This is a genomic window from Pseudomonas sp. PS01303 (genome assembly GCF_029959385.1).
Lineage (GTDB): Bacteria > Pseudomonadota > Gammaproteobacteria > Pseudomonadales > Pseudomonadaceae > Aquipseudomonas > Aquipseudomonas rustica.
Window position 1 is genome coordinate 14,566 of sequence record NZ_JASCPK010000034.1, and the last position, 19,605, is coordinate 34,170.

At 58.8% G+C, this 19,605-nt stretch carries 18 protein-coding genes; 13 read left to right on the forward strand and 5 right to left on the reverse strand.

Annotated features, from left to right (window positions below; translation table 11 throughout):
• Positions 1-48: 48 nt before the first annotated feature.
• The 3 genes from QMX93_RS12530 to QMX93_RS12540 form a co-directional block, all read right to left on the reverse strand.
• Entirely contained in the window at positions 49-345 is a 297-nt protein-coding gene (locus tag QMX93_RS12530) for a hypothetical protein (protein WP_053117907.1), read from the reverse strand.
• A complete protein-coding gene (locus QMX93_RS12535) occupies positions 342-1,415 on the reverse strand; it encodes a serine hydrolase (RefSeq protein WP_282356272.1) in 1,074 nt (357 codons plus the stop codon). Before QMX93_RS12535 ends, QMX93_RS12530 begins: the two co-directional genes overlap by 4 nt.
• Positions 1,416-1,564: 149 nt before the next feature.
• Positions 1,565-2,443 carry an acyl-CoA dehydrogenase gene (locus tag QMX93_RS12540; protein WP_282356274.1) on the reverse strand — a complete coding sequence of 293 codons (879 nt, stop codon included), beginning with the start codon at positions 2,441-2,443 and terminating at the stop codon, positions 1,565-1,567.
• 153 nt (positions 2,444-2,596) lie between these two features.
• On the opposite strand from QMX93_RS12540, the gene olsB reads away from it, so the two are divergent.
• Both olsB and QMX93_RS12550 read left to right on the forward strand, forming a co-directional pair.
• Positions 2,597-3,352 (forward strand): L-ornithine N(alpha)-acyltransferase, encoded by a 756-nt coding sequence (gene olsB, locus QMX93_RS12545; RefSeq protein ID WP_008080112.1) that lies wholly within the window; start codon positions 2,597-2,599, stop codon positions 3,350-3,352.
• Entirely contained in the window at positions 3,352-4,146 is a 795-nt protein-coding gene (locus QMX93_RS12550) for a lysophospholipid acyltransferase family protein (RefSeq protein ID WP_282356277.1), read from the forward strand. Before olsB ends, QMX93_RS12550 begins: the two co-directional genes overlap by 1 nt.
• Positions 4,147-4,227: 81 nt before the next feature.
• Here the strand turns inward: QMX93_RS12550 and QMX93_RS12555 are convergent, their stop codons facing one another.
• Positions 4,228-4,800, reverse strand: a complete 573-nt coding sequence (locus tag QMX93_RS12555; protein WP_053117899.1) for an ACP phosphodiesterase — start codon at positions 4,798-4,800, stop codon at positions 4,228-4,230.
• A gap of 169 nt (positions 4,801-4,969) precedes the next feature.
• Between QMX93_RS12555 and QMX93_RS12560 the strand changes: the two genes are divergently transcribed.
• The 4 genes from QMX93_RS12560 to QMX93_RS12575 all read left to right on the forward strand — a co-directional run bounded on the left by QMX93_RS12560 (position 4,970) and on the right by QMX93_RS12575 (position 8,382).
• Positions 4,970-5,272, forward strand: coding sequence for a metalloregulator ArsR/SmtB family transcription factor (locus QMX93_RS12560; protein ID WP_016771327.1), 303 nt, complete (start codon positions 4,970-4,972; stop codon positions 5,270-5,272).
• 34 nt (positions 5,273-5,306) lie between these two features.
• Entirely contained in the window at positions 5,307-6,473 is a 1,167-nt protein-coding gene (locus tag QMX93_RS12565; protein WP_282356288.1) for an MFS transporter, read from the forward strand.
• Positions 6,474-6,503: 30 nt separating this feature from the next.
• Positions 6,504-7,553, forward strand: coding sequence for an alkene reductase (locus tag QMX93_RS12570; protein ID WP_053117895.1), 1,050 nt, complete (start codon positions 6,504-6,506; stop codon positions 7,551-7,553).
• 160 nt (positions 7,554-7,713) lie between these two features.
• Positions 7,714-8,382 carry a hypothetical protein gene (locus QMX93_RS12575; protein ID WP_282356291.1) on the forward strand — a complete coding sequence of 223 codons (669 nt, stop codon included), beginning with the start codon at positions 7,714-7,716 and terminating at the stop codon, positions 8,380-8,382.
• Between the two features lie 255 nt (positions 8,383-8,637).
• Here the strand turns inward: QMX93_RS12575 and emhR are convergent, their stop codons facing one another.
• Positions 8,638-9,270, reverse strand: coding sequence for an efflux system transcriptional repressor EmhR (gene emhR, locus QMX93_RS12580; RefSeq protein WP_159815374.1), 633 nt, complete (start codon positions 9,268-9,270; stop codon positions 8,638-8,640).
• Between the two features lie 266 nt (positions 9,271-9,536).
• Here emhR and QMX93_RS12585 point away from each other — a divergent pair, with 266 nt between their 5' ends.
• From QMX93_RS12585 to QMX93_RS12615, 7 genes are all read left to right on the forward strand, one after another.
• Positions 9,537-10,694, forward strand: coding sequence for an efflux RND transporter periplasmic adaptor subunit (locus QMX93_RS12585; protein WP_053117889.1), 1,158 nt, complete (start codon positions 9,537-9,539; stop codon positions 10,692-10,694).
• Positions 10,695-10,697: 3 nt separating this feature from the next.
• Positions 10,698-13,850 carry an efflux RND transporter permease subunit EmhB gene (gene emhB, locus QMX93_RS12590; RefSeq protein WP_282356295.1) on the forward strand — a complete coding sequence of 1,051 codons (3,153 nt, stop codon included), beginning with the start codon at positions 10,698-10,700 and terminating at the stop codon, positions 13,848-13,850.
• The gene (gene emhC / locus QMX93_RS12595; protein WP_053117884.1) at positions 13,847-15,307 is read left to right on the forward strand and encodes an efflux RND transporter outer membrane subunit EmhC; all 1,461 of its coding nucleotides are present in this window, start codon (positions 13,847-13,849) and stop codon (positions 15,305-15,307) included. Before emhB ends, emhC begins: the two co-directional genes overlap by 4 nt.
• Before the next feature lie 373 nt (positions 15,308-15,680).
• Positions 15,681-16,940, forward strand: a complete 1,260-nt coding sequence (locus tag QMX93_RS12600; protein WP_282356298.1) for an OprD family porin — start codon at positions 15,681-15,683, stop codon at positions 16,938-16,940.
• A 188-nt stretch (positions 16,941-17,128) separates the two neighbouring features.
• On the forward strand, positions 17,129-18,319 hold the full coding sequence (locus QMX93_RS12605) for an FAD/NAD(P)-binding oxidoreductase (RefSeq protein ID WP_053117880.1): 1,191 nt from the start codon (positions 17,129-17,131) through the stop codon (positions 18,317-18,319).
• Positions 18,320-18,345: 26 nt separating this feature from the next.
• The gene (locus QMX93_RS12610) at positions 18,346-18,702 is read left to right on the forward strand and encodes a DUF1641 domain-containing protein (protein ID WP_053117877.1); all 357 of its coding nucleotides are present in this window, start codon (positions 18,346-18,348) and stop codon (positions 18,700-18,702) included.
• Between the two features lie 21 nt (positions 18,703-18,723).
• Complete coding sequence (locus QMX93_RS12615; RefSeq protein ID WP_282356307.1) at positions 18,724-19,542, forward strand: methyltransferase domain-containing protein; 819 nt, start codon at positions 18,724-18,726, stop codon at positions 19,540-19,542.
• The last annotated feature ends 63 nt before the right edge of the window (positions 19,543-19,605 follow it).

A 19,605-nucleotide genomic window follows, 5' to 3' on the forward strand; every position in this document is an offset into this window, starting at 1 on the left:
CCGGCCCAATCGCGGGCAAGCCATGCTCCTACAAGGGATTCGGTGTGATCAGGGATTCAGGCGGCAGCCCTGGCGTTCGCTTTGCCATTGGGCGCTGTTGCTGCGCCCCATGCCACTGACTGTGATGATTTTGCGGGCCGGGTCATCGCTGAATTGGCTGGTCGGCAGCCATTGTTTTACGTAGCCACGGCAATACTCGGCATCGTTGTTCATCACGTACCGGCACGAACAATATTCCTTGGCGGTGTAGGCGCTGATGATGTCCGGGAAGGCCCACAGATTTTCGCGCTCATAGACGATCCAGCCGAGCAACAAAACCAGCAGCAACAGCAAGAAGCGCTTCATGGCCGCACCGCCTGCATCAGGCGTTTGAGCAGCTCGTTATGCCGATAACTGCCATCGCGATCATCGCCATAACGGACGATCACAAGTTTCTCGCTGGGAATCACATACATCGCCTGGCCCCAATGGCCAAGGGCGGCGAAAGTGTCGGGCGGTGCATCGGGCCACGGTGACGCCGCGCCATCCGCCGCACGGTTGAGCCACCACTGCCCGCCGGGCACGGCTTCGTCCTGATGCGCCTTGTAACCGGCGAACGGTTTGAGGTTGAACGCGAGCCATTCCTTGGGCAATAACTGCCGATCATTCCAGCGCCCATCGCGCGCCATCAACAGACCCACTCGCGCTAGATCCCGCGCGGTGAGATAGGCGTATGACGAAGCGACAAAGGTGCCCGTCGCATCGGTTTCCCACACGGCGTGGCGGATGCCCAAGGGTTCGAACAGCGCCGTCCATGGATAGTCCGCATAGCGCTGCGGGCCGACGATGTTTTTCAATGCCGCCGCCAGCAAATTGCTGTCGCCACTGGAATAACGGAAAGCCTGACCCGGTGGCGCGTAGCTGTCGTGATCCGCTGTAAAAGCCGCCATGTCGCGGTGACCACGGGTGTAGAGCATCGCCACCACCGAGGATTTCAGGGGGGCGTATTCGTAGTCTTCCTGCCAGTCGAGGCCTGAGGCCCAGTGCAGCAGATCGGCGAGTTTGATGTCCGGGTGTTTAGCCAGCGGCGGGTAAAACTTTGCGGCGGGGTCTTCGAGTTTGAACAGGCCTTCGCCATACGCCACACCGAGGACGGCGGCCATCAGGCTTTTGCTGATTGACCAGGTCAGGTGCGGGGTTTGCGCATTGGTCGGGCCGGCGTAGCGTTCGTAGATGATCTGCCCGTCGCGGATGATCAGCAGCGCATCGGTGCGGATGCCTTTGCGGCTGGTGTCGTCGCGGGGTGGGAAGGCGTAGTTTTCCAGCGCTTGAGTATTGGTGATTATCGCGCCAGTCGGCCATTGCTCACCGGGCCATGGTTCGGCCTGAATGGTGGCGCTGATCAGCAGCAGAAGCAGGGTCAGGCCTTTGAACATGGTGAGGGGCTCTGGGGATGAACCTGCTGAGACTAGTCGGGGTTTATTACAGGGGTGTGGTGATTGTTAGATTGCTATCGCGAGCAGGCTCACTCCTACATTTGAAATGCGTTCCCCTGTAGGAGTGAGCCTGCTCGCGATGAGGCCAGTCAGGTCACCGCCAAAACCTTGGCCAACCGCTTGGCCCGAGCACCAGAGGCCAACTGCATCACTCCCTGATCCCGCGCCCACATCTGCGCCCACTCCGAACCACCCTCCGCCAACGCCTGATCAACCTCAGGCTTGAGCGCATCAAACTGCGCAAACAACCCAGCCAACAACACATGCCCGGCCGGATTATTCGGCGGCTGCCGGCTCGCCTCCGCACACCCTGCCAACAGCGCCAGCAAACGCAATTGCAGCGTCTGCGGCCAATCGCTGTCCTGCCCGACGCCATACAACCAAGCGGTCATCGCACTCAGCACATAAACATCTTCCAGCGTGCGAAACGGCTTTACATACGCATCCCAACCATCCCCGGCCAACAACTCACACAGCGCGCCATCCAGCAACAAGCGTCCATGACTGATGTCCGGCATCAACGGCAGCGCCGGCAATTTCTCCAAGCTCACGCCGGGCTCGCCGGGGTAGACCACGGCCAGACTCAGGCGCGGACTTTCGCCGGGCTCTTCACTGCGCGCCGCGATCAACAACCAATCCGCCGCATCACCGGCGGTGACGAAATCCTTGCGTCCGCTCAGACGCAAATCCGTCAGCCGCGTCTGCATGTCTGCCGGGCGCAGACTGCGCTGTTCGGTCGCACACAAAGCGCCAAGGCTCAGCGGCGCACTTGGCCACAACATGCGCAACGCCGCCTGATAACCGACCAGAAACGCCAGCCCCGGCGTCGCCATTCGCCGCCCGCCGGCGACCGCCAATTCGAACGGCGTGACGTTGCCCAACTGCTGCAACAACGTCGCAAAACCCTCGGCAAGGTCAGCAACGGCGGGCAATCGTTCACGGCTGTGCAGCAGATCTGGCCAGGGCATAAGAGGCTCCTTGTGGGCTGTCATATAAGCATCACCGAACGTTCATGGCGATGACACCGGGGCTACATAGCCTGACTTTGCACAACACGGCTGCATAAAGAAAGTCGATCGGCTGCAACCCACGACGGGTTCAAGGCCCGTACGGAGATTCACATGACTCAGATCGCCCGCATCAGCGACACCGGCAATGAACGCCGCCTGCAAGCCGAACGCCTGATCGGCGCCGAGGCCTTGCAGCAAGCCCAGGCCCTGCGATTCAACGTGTTCAGCGGCGAGTTCAACGCCAAGCTGAAAGGCGCGGAACTGGGTCTGGACATGGATGATTATGATGTTCACTGCAGCCACATCGGCGTGCGTGATTTGAACACCGGCCGTCTGGTGGCGACCACGCGTTTACTCGATCACACCGCCGCCAGCAGCCTCGGAAAGTTCTACAGCGAAGAAGAATTCAGCTTGCACGGCCTCGCGCATCTGCAAGGCCCGATCCTCGAAATCGGCCGCACCTGCGTCGACCCGGCGTACCGCAATGGCGGCACCATCGCCGTGTTGTGGGGCGAGTTGGCCGAGGTGTTGAATCAGGGCGGCTACAGCTATCTGATGGGCTGCGCGAGCATCCCGATGCAGGACGGCGGCGTGCAGGCGCACGCGATCATGCAGCGTCTGCGCGAACGTTATCTGTGCACCGAACACCTGCGCGCCGAACCGAAGAAACCGCTGCCGACGCTGGATATTCCATCGAACGTGATCGCAGAAATGCCGCCGCTGCTCAAGGCCTACATGCGTCTGGGCGCGAAGATCTGCGGCGAGCCGTGCTGGGACGAAGATTTTCAGGTCGCCGACGTATTCATCCTGCTCAAGCGCGACGAACTCTGCCCGCGCTACGCCAAGCACTTCAAGGCGGCCGTGTGATGAGCCGGTTGCGGGTGTACGCGCGGATTGCGCGAGTGCTGATCGTAGTGACACTGGGGCTGACCATGGCCGGTGTCTTCGGCGTTTTTGAACGGATTGGTCTGGCGCATTCGATGGAACGTCGCCAGCGTTGGTCGCGCTTTTTCATGGCGCGCTTGGGCAATGCCCTGCCCTTTCGCGTGACCGTGCACGGCGAGCTGCCGAAGCAGCCGATGCTGTGGGTGAGCAATCATGTGTCGTGGACGGATATTCCGCTGCTCGGCATGCTCACGCCGCTGTCGTTTCTGTCCAAGGCTGAAGTGCGCACCTGGCCGGTGGCCGGTTGGCTCGCGGCCAAGGCTGGCAGTCTGTTTATTCGTCGCGGTTCGGGCGATAGCCAGTTGATTCGCAAGCAAATGACCCGTCACCTGCAAACCGCGCATCCGCTGCTGATGTTCCCGGAAGGCACCACCACGGATGGCCGCTCGCTGCGCACCTTTCACGGTCGCTTGCTGTCGGCGGCGATTGATTCGGAAGTGATGCTGCAACCAGTGGCGATTCGTTATCTGCGTGATGGCGAGATTGATGCGCTGGCGCCGTTTATTGGTGACGATGATTTGCTGTCGCACTTGATGCGTTTGTTCAGCAATGATTGCGGCGACGTTGAAGTGCACCTGCTCAAGCCGATTGCCTGTCAGGGTCGTGAGCGTGCGGCGCTGGCGTTTGAAGCGCAGCAGGCGGTGCAGAAGGTGTTGTTTGGCGAAGTGGCGAAACCTGCCGAACCGCGTCGCACCGGCGAATTGATCGCGGCCTGAACATCAAAAGATCGCAGCCTTCGGCAGCTCCTACACCGATCCCTGTAGGAGCTGCCGCAGGCTGCGATCTTTTGATCTTGCTTAATCCCGCAACCCAGCAAAATCCTGGAGATGTGGGTAGAACAATCTGAAGTCTTCACTCAACGGCTCATACAACCGCCGCAACTCCTGCATCGCCCCCGCCAATTCTTCCGGCCGGCTCAACCGCCGCGAGATCCCGCGCAACACCTGTTCCAGCACTTCAAATTCCTGATACGAACCCAACCAGTCATTGGCGACCATGTGCGGCGCAATCTTCGCCAGTCGCTCGGGCAGCTCCCGCTCGTGGGTCAGCACCCGATACACATCAGCCGTAAAAACCGCCAACGGCCGATCGGCATACAACGTCCAATCCCGCGCCAGACAATGATCAAAAAACACATCAAGCACGATCCCGGCATAACGCCGCCGCGTTTCGGTAAACCGCCCCAACGCGACATCCACCAAGGGATGGCGATCAGTAAACACGTCAATCCGTCGATGCAGCTGAATCGCCGCTTCCACCTCCGGCGCAAACTGCCCTTGCAGCCGCCCTTTGACGAAGTCGCCATACAGGCTGCCGAGTAATTGCCCGGGGCGCTGGCCACCGAGGTGCAAATGTGCGAGATAGTTCATGGGCGCAGCTTAGCACCGCGCCCCGCAATCGACACCTCACCATATCGTTATAACCCGATATACCGATTTATGCGCTCATCAGAACGAAATCATATTGGCATATCGCGAAGTACCGATTTAAAGTTCGCCTCATCGCGATATAGCGTTGTACACAACCGAGCACCCTGCCATGAACCTTGACCTCGACGAAATAATAAAAGCCCTGGCGCACCCAGTACGGCGAGACATCCTCAACTGGCTGAAAGACCCGAAAGGCGAATTCCCGGAACAGTTGCACAACCACGAGTACGGCATTTGCGCCGGGCAGATCGATCAGCGCTGTGGCCTGTCGCAGTCGACCGTTTCTGCCCACCTCGCGACGTTGCAACGCGCTGGGCTGATCAGCAGCCAGAAGGCCGGGCAGTGGCATTTTTTCAAACGTAACGAGGACGTGATCCAGGCGTTCCTCAGCACCCTCAGTAAAGAGCTCTGACCCTTAACGTCAGCCAGCCGACAAGGAAACCCGCATGCCCCTCTCGCTACTCATCCTCGCCTTGAGTGCCTTCGCCATCGGCACCACCGAGTTCGTCATCATGGGCCTGCTGCCCGAAGTCGCGGCCGACCTCGGTGTGTCGATCCCCGGCGCCGGCTGGCTGGTGACTGGTTACGCCTTGGGCGTGGCCATCGGTGCGCCGTTCATGGCACTGGCCACCGCCAAACTGCCGCGCAAGGCGGCACTGGTCGCGTTGATGGGCATCTTTATTGTCGGCAACCTGCTCTGCGCCATTGCCAGTGACTACAACGTGTTGATGTTCGCCCGTGTAGTCACTGCCCTCTGCCACGGCGCTTTCTTTGGTATCGGTTCGGTCGTTGCCGCCAATCTGGTGCCGGCCAACAAACGTGCCTCGGCCGTCGCATTGATGTTCACCGGTCTGACGCTGGCCAACGTGCTTGGCGTTCCACTGGGCACTGCGCTGGGTCAGCAATACGGCTGGCGCTCGACTTTCTGGGCGGTGACCGTGATTGGCGTGATCGCGCTGATCGGCCTGATCCGCTTCCTGCCGGCCAAGCGTGATGAAGAAAAACTCGACATGCGCGCCGAACTCGCCGCCCTCAAAGGTGCGGGGATTTGGTTGTCGCTGAGCATGACCGCGCTGTTCGCCGCGTCCGTCTTCACCGTGTTCACTTACGTCGCGCCGCTGCTTGGCGAAGTCACCGGCGTCTCGCCACGTGGCGTGACCTGGACGCTGATGTTGATCGGCCTCGGTCTGACCGTTGGCAACATCATTGGCGGCAAACTCGCCGACAAAGGAATGGCCGCGACGCTGATCGGCGTGTTTATCGCCATGGCGGTGATCTCCACCGTGCTGACCTGGACCAGCGTCGCGCTGATCCCGTCTGAAATTACCCTGTTCCTTTGGGCTGTCGCCTGCTTCGCCGCCGTGCCGGCCCTGCAAGTCAACGTGGTGACCTTCGGCAAAGCCGCACCGAACCTGGTGTCGACCCTGAACATCGGCGCTTTCAACGTCGGCAACGCCCTCGGCGCCTGGGTCGGCGGCAGCGTCATCGCCCACGGTTACGGCTTGACCAGCGTGCCGCTCGCCGGCGGCGCCCTCGCGGTACTGGCGCTGTTGGTGACCCTGATTACTTTCCGTCAGAACGGCAATGCCGATCTGGCCCCCGCGACTCACTGATTAACTTTCACTTTTACGAGGGTTGTAGACATGGCAACTATTTTTGATCCCATCAAACTCGGCGACGTCGAACTGGCCAACCGCATCATCATGGCCCCGCTGACCCGCTGCCGCGCCGATGAAGGCCGCGTACCGAACGCGCTGATGGCTGAATACTACGTACAGCGCGCTTCTGCTGGCTTGATCCTCAGCGAAGCCACGTCGGTCACGCCAATGGGCGTGGGCTATCCGGATACCCCGGGCATCTGGTCCAACGACCAAGTGCGCGGCTGGTCCAATGTGACCAAAGCCATTCACGGCGCTGGCGGCAAGATCTTCCTGCAACTGTGGCACGTCGGCCGCGTCTCCCATCCGTCGTACCTCAACGGTGAAGCGCCGGTTGCACCGAGCGCCATCCAGCCAAAAGGTCACGTCAGCCTGGTTCGTCCAATGGCCGACTACCCGACTCCGCGCGCACTGGAAACCGCTGAAATCGCCGACATCGTCGACGCCTACCGCACCGGTGCCGAAAACGCCAAAGCCGCCGGGTTTGACGGCGTGGAAATCCACGGCGCCAACGGTTACCTGCTCGACCAGTTCCTGCAAAGCAGCACCAACCAGCGCACCGATAACTACGGCGGCTCCCTGGAAAACCGTGCGCGCCTGTTGCTGGAAGTGACTGACGCTGCGATCGAAGTCTGGGGCGCTGGCCGAGTTGGTGTGCACCTGGCACCGCGCGCCGACTCCCATGACATGGGCGACGACAACCTTGCCGAAACCTTCACCTACGTCGCGCGTGAGCTGGGCAAGCGCGGTATCGCGTTCATCTGCTCCCGTGAGAAAGAAGGCGCCGATAGCCTCGGCCCGCAACTGAAAGAAGCTTTCGGTGGCCCGTACATCGCCAACGAACGCTTCACCAAGGACAGCGCCAACGCGTGGCTGGCGAGTGGCAAGGCTGACGCTGTGGCGTTTGGCGTGCCGTTTATTGCCAACCCGGATCTGCCGGCGCGTTTGCAGGCTGATGCGCCGTTGAATGAAGCGCGTCCGGAGTTGTTCTACGCTAAGGGGCCGGTTGGTTACATCGACTATCCGACGTTGTAAGTAATATCGTCAAAGCCCAAAAGCCCCGACTCGAAAGAGCCGGGGCTTTTTATTGACTTAACGTCTTACATTACGAAATCAACCATTACACAGCTAACAGGAAAGTTTGAAAGATGCCTGATATTTTCTATCACTCAAATCAACCAAAGGTGTTTGCATCATGGAAAACAACCGCCCGACAGAGACTTCGGAACAATCAACACTGGACAAAATAAACTCTTCTGAAGAATTAACCCAAAGCATCAACCACTTTTTCCAGTCTCTTTCCTCATCTTCAAGCTTTGAAGAATTATCCAACAATCTATCGGCCATCTTCGAGACCGATCAGAAAGTAAAAAACCGTTTCAATGAGCTCGTTGAAGAAACCCAACAGCAGGAGCTGGAAGACTGGGATGCAGTGAGCCGAATCAAATCCCACACCAGTGTCATCGTGTACATCTATAACGGTGCCTACCGCACATTCAAGCTCACCGGCTCCAGCTGGGACACTAGCGAACATGATCTGGAAGATTACACAATCGAACCCTTCCAATACTCTTCGTTCATACTTCGCAGTGAAATACCTAAACGCATAGGCGGAAAATCGACGCGCTCGACAAAAGTAGATCATGATTTTACTTTTGCAAGCGAACATGAAACTTTTGAGTTCTCGACATCTTTAAAAATTAATAAGCCGTACGACCCCTTTAGTTTCAATCCACAGGAAGTACCTGATCGACGTCATAGCGCTGTCGTGCTAAATACCAGTCCAATCAAAGTAACATCCAGGATATCGCGACAGCAATCCGAAAAACCTTACAGCTACAGTGTGATCATCAGCATCAGTTAAAGCGGCCATAGTGTTTCAGTTCAATCCGGCCAAATGCCGCTTTCCAGAAATCCGGCCCGATAACCACCCGACCAGGTAAAGCGCACCCGTGATTAACGTGATCGAAACAAATTCCCTACAAAATACGTAGCCCGCTGGCTGTCATCGGAAAGCCTATACGTATATAAAAGCAGCCTGTTTTGCACCGCACGGGTGAAAAAACGGCGTTTTCGCCCGCGCCAATTGACATAAGCTGTGCCAATTACGCATTTTGTTTCATTTGCGCAGGCTAGGGCTCAGGCGCAGCATATCCAACCCTGTATCGACCCAACGCTCGGCCTCGGCATGCAGCTCAAAGCTGTCCGGTGCCAGAAGCCATCCGTACAGGAGGCCATCAATATAGGCATGAATGCTGATGGCCGCGCGGGCAGTGTCGAGATCTTCCGGCAACTGGCCGCGATTCACCGCATTACGCAGGGTCAGCCCGATGCGATCGTTGCATTCGAGGCTGGCCGACCGGCGCTGCTGGCGCAAATCGCACATTTCATCGGTGAATTCGCACTTATGAAACAGAATTTCGTTGATACGCCGGGTTTTCGGGTCCAGTGCAATTTGATGAAACAAATGAATCAACAGCTTGCGCATGCAGCCCAGGGGGTCGAGTTCGTCCTCGCTCTCGCTGGCCTTGGCCAGTTCATCCAGCGTTTCGTGCAGGGTGTCGAGCATGGCCTGAAGCAGGTCGGCTTTATTGCTGAAATGCCAATAAATAGCGCCACGCGTGACGCCGGCAAGGGTCGCGATGTCCGCCAGCGTCGTACGAGCGACGCCCCTTTCATAAAAGGCTTTCTCCGCCGCTTCCAGAATCTGGTTGCGGGTTTCCTGAGCTTCCTCTTTGGTACGACGGACCATGGCAGTAAAACCTCAAACAGGATGTTTCAGGGATGGCTGAATATCCGCTGAATAAAGAGGGGGTGATCTCTCGCGGATCGGCTCCCCGGCCTACAATTTCTTACCTTGCGACGACTTTTGTAACAGGGTGGGTACGACGCCAAGGTGTTTACAAACAACCATGAACGTAAGTATATTCCTTAGCAAGCTACTTATCCACCCGGCACCCTTTTTTTACCCTTCCACACTTCTTGTGCGCTTTTTGCGCGCCTGACCCGAGGATTTTCATGCAATTCAAGCCAGCTGTTACCGCTCTGGTCACTGCCGTCGCCCTGGCATCGCTGCTCAGCGGATGTAAAAAGGAAGAAGCGGCACCGGCCGCCCCGCCCCCTCAGGTCGGCGTCGTTACCCTGCAACCACAAGCCTTTACCCTCACCTCGGAACTGCCGGGCCGCACCAGCGCGTTCCGCGTTGCGGAAGTTCGACCACAGGTCAATGGCATCATTCTCAAGCGTCTGTTCAAGGAAGGTGGCGACGTCAAAGCCGGCCAGCAGCTGTATCAGATCGATCCAGCCGTGTACGAAGCGACCCTGAAAAGCGCCGAAGCCAACCTGCGTTCGACCAAGTCGATCTCCGATCGCTACAAGCAGCTGGTCGATGAACAAGCCGTCAGCCGTCAGGAATACGACACCGCCGTGTCCAACCGCATGGAATCGGAAGCGTCGTTGCAGAGCGCGCAGATCAACGTGCGTTACACTAAGGTTTACGCGCCGATCTCCGGCCGTATCGGTCGCTCTTCGGTCACCGAAGGTGCACTGGTCAACAATGGCCAGACCGATGCGATGGCAACGATCCAGCAGCTGGATCCGATTTACGTCGACGTGACCCAGTCTTCGGTTGAATTGCTGGAACTGCGCCGCGAGCTGGAAAGCGGTCGCCTGCAAAAATCCGGCGAGAACTCGGCAGCGGTCAAACTGACCCTGGAAGACGGCAGCCAGTACAAGCTCGACGGTAAGCTGGAATTCTCCGAAGTGTCGGTCGACCCGACTACCGGTTCCGTGACCCTGCGCGCCGTGTTCCCGAACCCGGATCACACCCTGCTGCCGGGCATGTTCGTCCGCGCTCAATTGCAGGCCGGTGTTAACGCAGCAGCGATTCTGGCACCGCAACAAGGCGTGACCCGCGACCTCAAAGGCACGCCGACCGCACTGGTCGTCGGCGCCGACAACAAGGTCGAGTTGCGTCAGCTCAAGGCCAGCCGCACCGTCGGCAGCCAGTGGCTGATCGAAGACGGCCTGAAAGCCGGCGATCGTCTGATCACCGAAGGCCTGCAATACGTTCGTCCGGGCGTGCAAGTGAACCCGACCGAAGCCACCAACGTAGCGAAAAAGAACCCGGCCCCCGCTCAGCCTGCTGACAAAGCCGCTGGCGGCAAAGGGGAGTAACTCATGTCAAAATTCTTCATCGACCGTCCGATTTTCGCTTGGGTAATTGCCCTGGTGATCATGCTGGTCGGGGCACTTTCGATCCTGAAATTGCCGATCAACCAGTACCCGAGCATTGCGCCACCGGCCATTGCGATCTCCGTGACCTACCCGGGCGCTTCGGCGCAAACCGTGCAGGACACCGTGGTTCAGGTGATCGAGCAGCAGCTCAACGGTATCGACAACCTGCGTTATGTGTCGTCGGAAAGTAACTCCGACGGCAGCATGACCATCACCGCGACCTTCGAGCAAGGCACCAACTCCGACACCGCGCAGGTTCAGGTTCAGAACAAGCTGAACCTGGCCACCCCGCTGTTGCCGCAGGAAGTGCAGCAACAAGGTATCCGTGTGACCAAGGCAGTGAAAAACTTCCTCTTGGTGATCGGCGTGGTATCGCGTGACGGCAGCATGACCAAGGACGACTTGTCCAACTACATCGTGTCGAACATGCAGGATCCGATCTCGCGTACCGCCGGTGTCGGTGACTTCCAGGTCTTCGGTGCCCAGTACGCGATGCGCATCTGGCTCGACCCGGCCAAGTTGAACAAGTACAACCTGACCCCGGGCGATGTCAGCACGGCGATTTCCGCGCAGAACGTCCAGGTCTCCTCCGGTCAGCTCGGCGGTTTGCCGGCGCTGCCTGGCCAGCAACTGAACGCCACGATCATCGGCAAGACCCGTCTGCAGACTGCCGAGCAGTTCAAGGCGATTCTGCTGAAGGTCAATCAGGACGGCTCGCAAGTGCGTGTCGGCGACGTCGCTGACGTCGGTCTGGGCGGTGAAAACTCCAGTATTTCTGCGCAGTTCAACGGCAGCCCGGCGTCTGGTCTGGCGGTAAAACTGGCCAACGGTGCCAACGCCCTCGACACCGCCAAGGCGCTGCGCAAGACGATTGACGACCTCAAGCCGTTCTTCCCGGAAGGCATGGAAGTGGTATTCCCGTACGACACCACTCCGGTGGTGACCGAATCGATCAAGGGTGTGGTTGAAACCCTGGTCGAAGCGATCGTGCTGGTGTTCCTGGTGATGTTCCTGTTCCTGCAAAACTTCCGCGCCACCGTCATCACCACGATGACTGTACCGGTGGTATTGCTCGGTACATTCGGCATCCTCGCGGCGTTCGGCTTCAGCATCAACACCCTGACCATGTTCGGTATGGTGTTGGCCATCGGCTTGCTGGTGGACGATGCCATCGTTGTGGTGGAAAACGTCGAGCGGGTGATGAGCGAAGAAGGCTTGTCACCGAAAGAAGCGACCAAGAAGTCCATGGGCCAGATCCAGGGCGCACTGGTCGGTATTGCGCTAGTGCTGTCGGCGGTATTGCTGCCGATGGCGTTCTTCAGCGGTTCCACCGGTGTGATCTACAAGCAGTTCTCGATCACCATCGTCTCGGCCATGGCCCTGTCGGTATTGGTTGCGCTGATCTTCACCCCGGCGCTCTGCGCCACCATGCTCAAGGCGATTCCGAAAGGCGAGCACGGCACACCGAAAAAAGGCTTCTTCGGCTGGTTCAACCGTAACTTCGACCGTGGCGTTCGCAGCTACGAGCGCGGCGTTGGCAACATGCTGTCGCGCAAAGCCCCGTACCTGCTGGCGTACCTGCTGATCGTGGTTGGCATGATCTGGCTGTTCACGCGCATTCCGACCGCGTTCCTGCCGGAAGAAGACCAGGGCGTACTGTTCGCCCAGGTGCAGACCCCGGCCGGTTCCAGTGCTGAACGTACCCAAGTCGTCATCGACGAAATGCGTACCTACCTGCTGGATAAAGAGGCAGGCGCGGTAGCGTCGGTGTTTACCGTGAACGGCTTCAACTTCGCCGGTCGCGGCCAGAGTTCTGGCCTGGCGTTCATCATGCTCAAACCGTGGGACGAGCGTAACTCGGACAACAGCGTGTTTGCGTTGGCCCAACGTGCGCAGCAACACTTCTTCACTTTCCGCGACGCGATGGTGTTTGCTTTCGCCCCGCCAGCGGTACTGGAACTGGGTAACGCCACTGGTTTCGACGTGTTCCTGCAGGACCGTGCCGGTATCGGTCACGACAAGCTGATGGAAGCCCGTAACCAGTTCCTCAGCCTGGCCGCACAGAGCAAAGTGCTCTATCAAGTGCGTCCGAACGGGCTGAACGATGAACCGCAATACCACTTGGAAATCGACGACGAGAAAGCCCAGGCCCTTGGCTTGAGCCTCACCGACATCAACAGCACGCTGTCCATCTCCTTCGGTAGTAGCTACGTCAACGACTTCATCGACCGCGGTCGCGTGAAGAAGGTTTACGTGCAAGGTCAGGCCGGTGCTCGCATGAGCCCAGAAGACTTGAAGAAATGGTACGTGCGCAACAACGTCGGAACCATGGTGCCGTTCTCCGCCTTCGCCAAAGGCGAGTGGATCTACGGTTCGCCGAAACTGGCGCGTTACAACGGTGTAGAAGCGATGGAGATCCTCGGTTCTCCGGCGCCGGGTTACTCCACCGGTGATGCGATGGCCGAAGTCGAAGCGATCGCCAAGAAGCTGCCGGCGGGTGTCGGTATCTCCTGGACCGGTCTGTCATATGAAGAACGTCTGTCGGGTTCGCAAGCGCCGGCGCTGTACGCCCTGTCGCTGCTGATGGTGTTCCTGTGTCTGGCGGCGCTGTACGAGAGCTGGTCGATTCCGATCGCCGTTATGCTCGTGGTGCCGCTGGGGATCATCGGTGCGCTGCTGGCCACCAGCCTGCGCGGTCTGTCCAACGACGTGTACTTCCAGGTGGGTCTGTTGACGACCATCGGTCTGGCGGCTAAAAACGCCATTCTGATCGTCGAGTTCGCCAAGGAACTGCATGAACAAGGGCGTAGCCTGCGTGATGCGGCGATCGAAGCCTGCCGCATGCGTCTGCGACCGATCATCATGACGTCGCTGGCCTTCGTCCTCGGTGTTGTACCGTTGGCGATCTCTACCGGTGCCGGTTCGGGCAGCCAACACGCGATCGGTACCGGCGTAATTGGCGGTATGCTCACAGCCACGATCCTGGCGGTCTTCTGGGTTCCACTGTTCTTCGTTACGGTTTCGTCCATTGGCCAGCGTAAAATCGCCGATCCAGATGACGAAGCTAAAGAAACTCCTAAAGAGGCTGGCCAATGAGCAAGTCGCTACTCTCCATCGCAGTCGCCGCCTTCGTGCTGAGCGGTTGCTCGCTGATACCTGACTATCAGCAGCCTGAGGCTCCGGTCGCAGGTCAGTACCCGCAAGGGCCGGCGTACTCGCCGGCCCAGGCACCGGCGCAAGCCGCTGCCGAGCAGGGCTGGAAGCAGTTTTTCCACGACCCTGCCCTGCAACAGCTGATCCAGGTGTCGCTGGAAAACAACCGTGACCTGCGTGTCGCGGCACTGAACATCGACGCTTACGCGGCTCAATACCGCATTCAGCGTGCTGACTTGTACCCGGCGATTTCGGCCAATGGTTCCGGCAGCCGTCAACGTCTTCCGGAACGCGCTTCGCAGACCGGCGAGTCGATGATCAGCAGCTCGTACTCGGCCACCGTTGGCATCAGCGCCTACGAACTCGACCTGTTCGGTCGCGTTCGCAGCCTGAGCGAACAAGCGCTGCAACAATACTTCGCCACGGAAGAAGCCCGTCGCAGCACACAGATCAGTCTGGTCGCCAGCGTCGCCAATGCTTATCTGACCTGGCAAGCGGACAAGGAACTGCTCAAGCTGACCCAAGACACCCTCGGTGCCTTTGAAGAAAGCTACAAGCTGACCAGCCGCAGCAACGAAGTCGGTGTCGCTTCGGCACTGGATCTGGCGCAGTCGCGTACCTCGGTGGAAAACGCCCGTGCACAACTGGCGCGCTACACCCGCCAGGTCGCTCAGGACGAAAACAGCCTGACCCTGCTGCTCGGCACCGGTATCCCGGCCAATCTGCAAGCGGCCAAACCGCTGTCGGATGATCTGCTCAGCGACGTACCGCCGGGTCTGCCATCGGATCTGCTGCAACGTCGTCCGGACATTCTGCAAGCCGAGCACAACCTGAAAGCGGCCAACGCCAACATCGGCGCGGCCCGTGCAGCGTTCTTCCCGAGCATCAGCCTGACCGCCAACGCGGGCACCCTGAGCCCGGATCTGTCCGGTCTGTTCAAGGGTGGTTCGGGCACGTGGCTGTTCTCGCCGCAGATCAACCTGCCGATCTTCAACGCCGGCAGCCTGCGCGCCAGCCTCGACTACGCCAAGATCCAGAAGGACATTGGCGTGGCGAACTACGAGAAGTCGATTCAAACCGCCTTCCAGGAAGTCGCCGATGGCCTGGCCGCCCGCCAGACCTACACCGAGCAGCTGCAAGCGCAGCGTGACTTCGTTCAGGCCAACCAGGATTACTACCGCCTGGCCGAGCGTCGTTACCGCATCGGTGTCGACAGCAACCTGACCTTCCTCGATGCCCAGCGTCAGCTGTTCAGCGCGCAACAAGCGCTGATCACCGACCGCCTCGCGCAGCTGACCAGTGCGGTCAACCTGTACAAGGCTTTGGGTGGCGGCTGGAATTCGCAAACCGCGAAGAATGAGCCGGTGAAAGAAGAAGCGCCGAAGATGAGATTGTTCTGATCATCTGCTGAACACAAGAAGCCCACCGATTGGTGGGCTTTTTGTTGCCTGAAGATCAAAAGATCGCAGCCTTCGGCAGCTCCTACATTTGAAATGCGATCCCCTGTAGGAGCTGCCGAAGGCTGCGATCTTTTGATCTTCAATGCTGTTCGATAATCGCCCAAAACCCGCTTTTACCAATTGAATCAAAACATCCGCCCCCCGCACCATTCGAGCCACAAAACCAATAACAACAGGTTCGCCACATGCTCCCACGCCCTGCTCCGTCCGGCTGATCGCCGCCGCTCCGCCCCCTGAATCCATCGCATTTCTGCGCCACAAAAACGGCCGCAGCGCATTTCGTTTGCCTCAAAAAAACAAGAGAGACCCAGCTATGACCACCTCCCCTGCGCCCTACGCATTTCCCGGCCTGATCGCCCTGGCCCTGGCGGGTGCCGCCCTCCCCGTCGCGGCTGAAGAAGCGGGTTTTATTGAAGGGGCCAAGGTCAACCTCAACCTGCGCAACTTCTACATCAACCGCAACTTCACCAACCCGACCAAGGCGCAGGGCAAGGCTGAAGAGTGGACGCAGAACTTCATCCTCGACGCCAAATCCGGCTTCACCCAAGGCACCGTCGGCTTCGGCATGGACGTGCTGGGTTTGTATTCGTTGAAACTCGATGGCGGCAAAGGCACAGGCGGCACGCAGTTGTTGCCGCTGGATCACGACGGGCGCCCGGCGGATAACTTCGGCCGCACCAACGTCGCGTTCAAGGCGAAATTTTCCCAGACCGAAGTGAAGGTCGGCGAATGGATGCCAGTGCTGCCGATCCTGCGTTCGGACGACGGTCGCTCGCTGCCGCAAACCTTTCGTGGCGGCCAGATCACCTCGAAAGAAATCGACGGCCTGACCCTCTACGGCGGCCAGTTCCGCGCCAACAGCCCGCGCGACGACAGCAGCATGAGCGACATGTCGATGACCGGCAAAGCGGCGTTCACCTCGGATCGATTCAACTTTCAGGGCGGCGAATATGTGTTCAATGACAAGCGCACCCAGATCGGCTTATGGAACGCTGAACTCAAGGACATCTACAGCCAGCAATACGTCAACCTGACGCACAGCCAACCGCTGGGCGACTGGACGCTGGGCGCCAACCTCGGTTTCTTCTACGGCAAGGACGACGGCAGCGCGCGCGCCGGCGATCTCGACAACAAGACCTGGTCGGGGATGTTCTCGGCCCGATACGGCGGCAACACCTTCTCCGTCGGCCTGCAAAAACTCACCGGCGACAGCGCGTGGATGCGGGTCAACGGCACCAGCGGCGGCACGCTGGCCAACGACAGTTACAACGCCAGTTATGACAACGCGCAGGAACGCTCGTGGCAGCTGCGCCACGACTACAACTTCGCCGCGTTGGGCGTGCCCGGCCTGACCCTGATGAACCGCTACATCAGCGGCGACAACGTACACACCGGCACCATCACCGACGGCAAGGAATGGGGCCGCGAATCGGAACTGGGCTACACCGTGCAGAGCGGCACGCTCAAGGATCTCAACGTCAGATGGCGCAACTCGACCATGCGCCGGGATTTCAGCAATAACGAATTCGACGAGAATCGTTTGATTGTCAGTTACCCGATCAGCCTTTTGTGATCAGCGAACGGTCACTTCAATAGCGTGGCTCGTTGAGGCACTCCGTCGGTCGTGTCGACTGGCGGATTGTACGAACACAGATAAAGTCATTAAGTGGTTACTCTCTCCAGTCCGAAGTAGGAGCCCTTTTTCTCTTCCGTTATCTCCGGATGCTGTACGCGAAGCTGCCATGACCTCGGAGGTCAGGTATGAATAAGCGAATAGTTATCGTCGGTGGCGGTGTAGGCGGAACCATGCTGGCCAATCAACTGGCCGGCAAGCTGTATCCGGAAATCCTTCGCGGCGACGTCTCGATCACCCTGCTATCCAATTCCCCCGATCACTTCTACAAACCGGCGTTCATGTACGTAGCGTTTAATCAGTTCTTCAATGAAGAACTCAAACGCCCGGAACGTTCACTGTTACGCCCGGAAATCCACTTTAACGTTGAAGAAGTCACCCACTTCGATTTTCCTGGCCAATACCTGAAAACCCGTAGCGCAAAACGCTATGACTATGATTTTCTGGTCATCGCCACTGGCTGCGTGCCTGCACCTGAACGCATTGAGGGATTGCAGGAGGCTGGCGATCACTTCTATCAATACCAACCCGCCCGTCAACTGGCACAAAGGTTGAGCACCATCGAAAAAGGCCGTATTTTCATTACGGTATCTTTCCCGCAAACACCCAATGTCCCTCACCAGTGCGGCATTGCTCCGGTAGAAACGACATTGATGCTTGATGATTTCCTGCGTCGCCGAGGTGTCCGTGACAAGGTAGAAATCATTTACACCTACCCTACCGTCGCCCAACTCTTGCGTAATTGCCTGTTTCTGCAACGGCCTACGGGCGAAATCCTGCCGGACATTTTTGAACAGAAAGGTATCCACTTTCAGCGCGGCTTCACTCTGAGCAAGGTCGACCCCGACGCAAAAGTCGCCTATTCAGCCGAAGGTGATGCACAACCATTCGACATCCTGATGGCTACCCCGCCGATCTGTGCAGTTAAAGCGGTTCGGGAGTCCGGCGCCTCACAAGCGCCGAATGATGAGGGCTGGCTGCCGACCCATCATGAAACGCTGCAGGTTTATGGCCTGCAAAATGTCTATGTGATCGGCGACACCGTAGATCTTCCAGTGAGCAAGGCGGGTGGTGCATGCCATAACCAGGCACCCGTCATCGCCAACAACATCACCGCCGAAATTCGCTTGGGAGCCCCCAACAGCGTTTATGACGGTCGGGTTCAGGCAGTGGCGCAAATGGGGCTGAATGCCGGGATGCCTCTTTGGTACGACTATTCCCACGATGTACAGCCGACACCGCCCACCAAACTTGGCGGTCTGCTCAGAAACGGTTTCAATCGCGGCCTGTACTGGGCCGTGGCCCGAGGCATGCTTTGACCCTGCGCAGGGAGGAGTGATGACAGATGAATATGCCTGAAGAAATCTCGGCCACGCCCGGGTTCACCGCCCTCATGGCCAAACTGCAACCGTTGGTTGACGGTGGAAGACTGGAAAACCTCGTGGACTTGCTTTCATTGCTTTCCGATCTGATCGACGTGACGGATGCGGCGATGGTGGAAAAGCTCGCGCAGGCGTTCGAATCCGCCACGGCAACCACTTGGGCAGCCAGTAACACTTTGCGCCAGGCCAAAGCTGAAGCTGCGGCACTGCCCGAATCGCTGAGCGTCTTTGCCTTGCTCAAACTGTTGAACGATACGGATACGCGCAAAGGTGTGGCAGTTGTCCTGAAAACCCTCAACATCATCGGAAGACAACTGTAATTCGCCAGAGAGGATCACCTCATGAGCGTCAAACTTGAAACGGCAGGGGAAGCCACCACCCAATGGAACGCCAAGGCGTACCAGCAGTTTTCCCGCCTCAGGCAACGCCCGGTCAATGAATTGCTCGACCGTGTCGACCTGCACCACCCCAAACGTATGGTTGACCTCGGTTGCGGCACCGGCATTGCCACGCGGTTGTTGGCCGAGCGCTGGCCGCAGGCGCACTTGCTGGGCATCGACAGTTCAGCGCAAATGCTCGACGAGGCCCGACGCTTGCCGATCAACGCGTCATGGCAACAGTGCGACTTGCTCGACTGGCAGCCTGAACAACCGGCGGATCTGCTGTTTGCCGCTGCCGTGCTGCACTTTATTGATGGTCATGAAACGCTGCTGCCGCGCCTTCTCGGCCAGCTCAACACCGGCGGCTGCCTGGCCGCGCATATGCCGGACTGGCGCGATGCGTTGTGGTATCGGCTGATGCTGGAAACACTCGAAGACGGCGGTGTCGGCGGTACGCCATTGGGCACGCCGGAACTGCGCCAGCGCATGGCGGCGCGGCCGTTGTTGGCGCTGGAGGATTACTACCGTTTGCTGGCGCCGCTGACCACGTCACTGGATATCTGGGAGACCGAGCAGTTGCAGGTGGTCGACGGCAAATCGCCGGTGTATGACTGGGTGAAAGTGTCGGCGCTGCGGCCGGTGATGCAGGCGCTGGATTCAGCGGAGCAGGCGCGGTTTATTTATCACTATCTGATGCGGGTGCACGCGCAGTATCCGCAGGAGGCGGATGGGCATACGTTGTTTGCGTTCAAGCGGATATTTATTGTTGCCAAGGTTTGAAGAGCGAAAGATCGCAGCCTTCGGCAGCTCCTACAGGGGAACGCATTCCAAATGTAGGAGCTG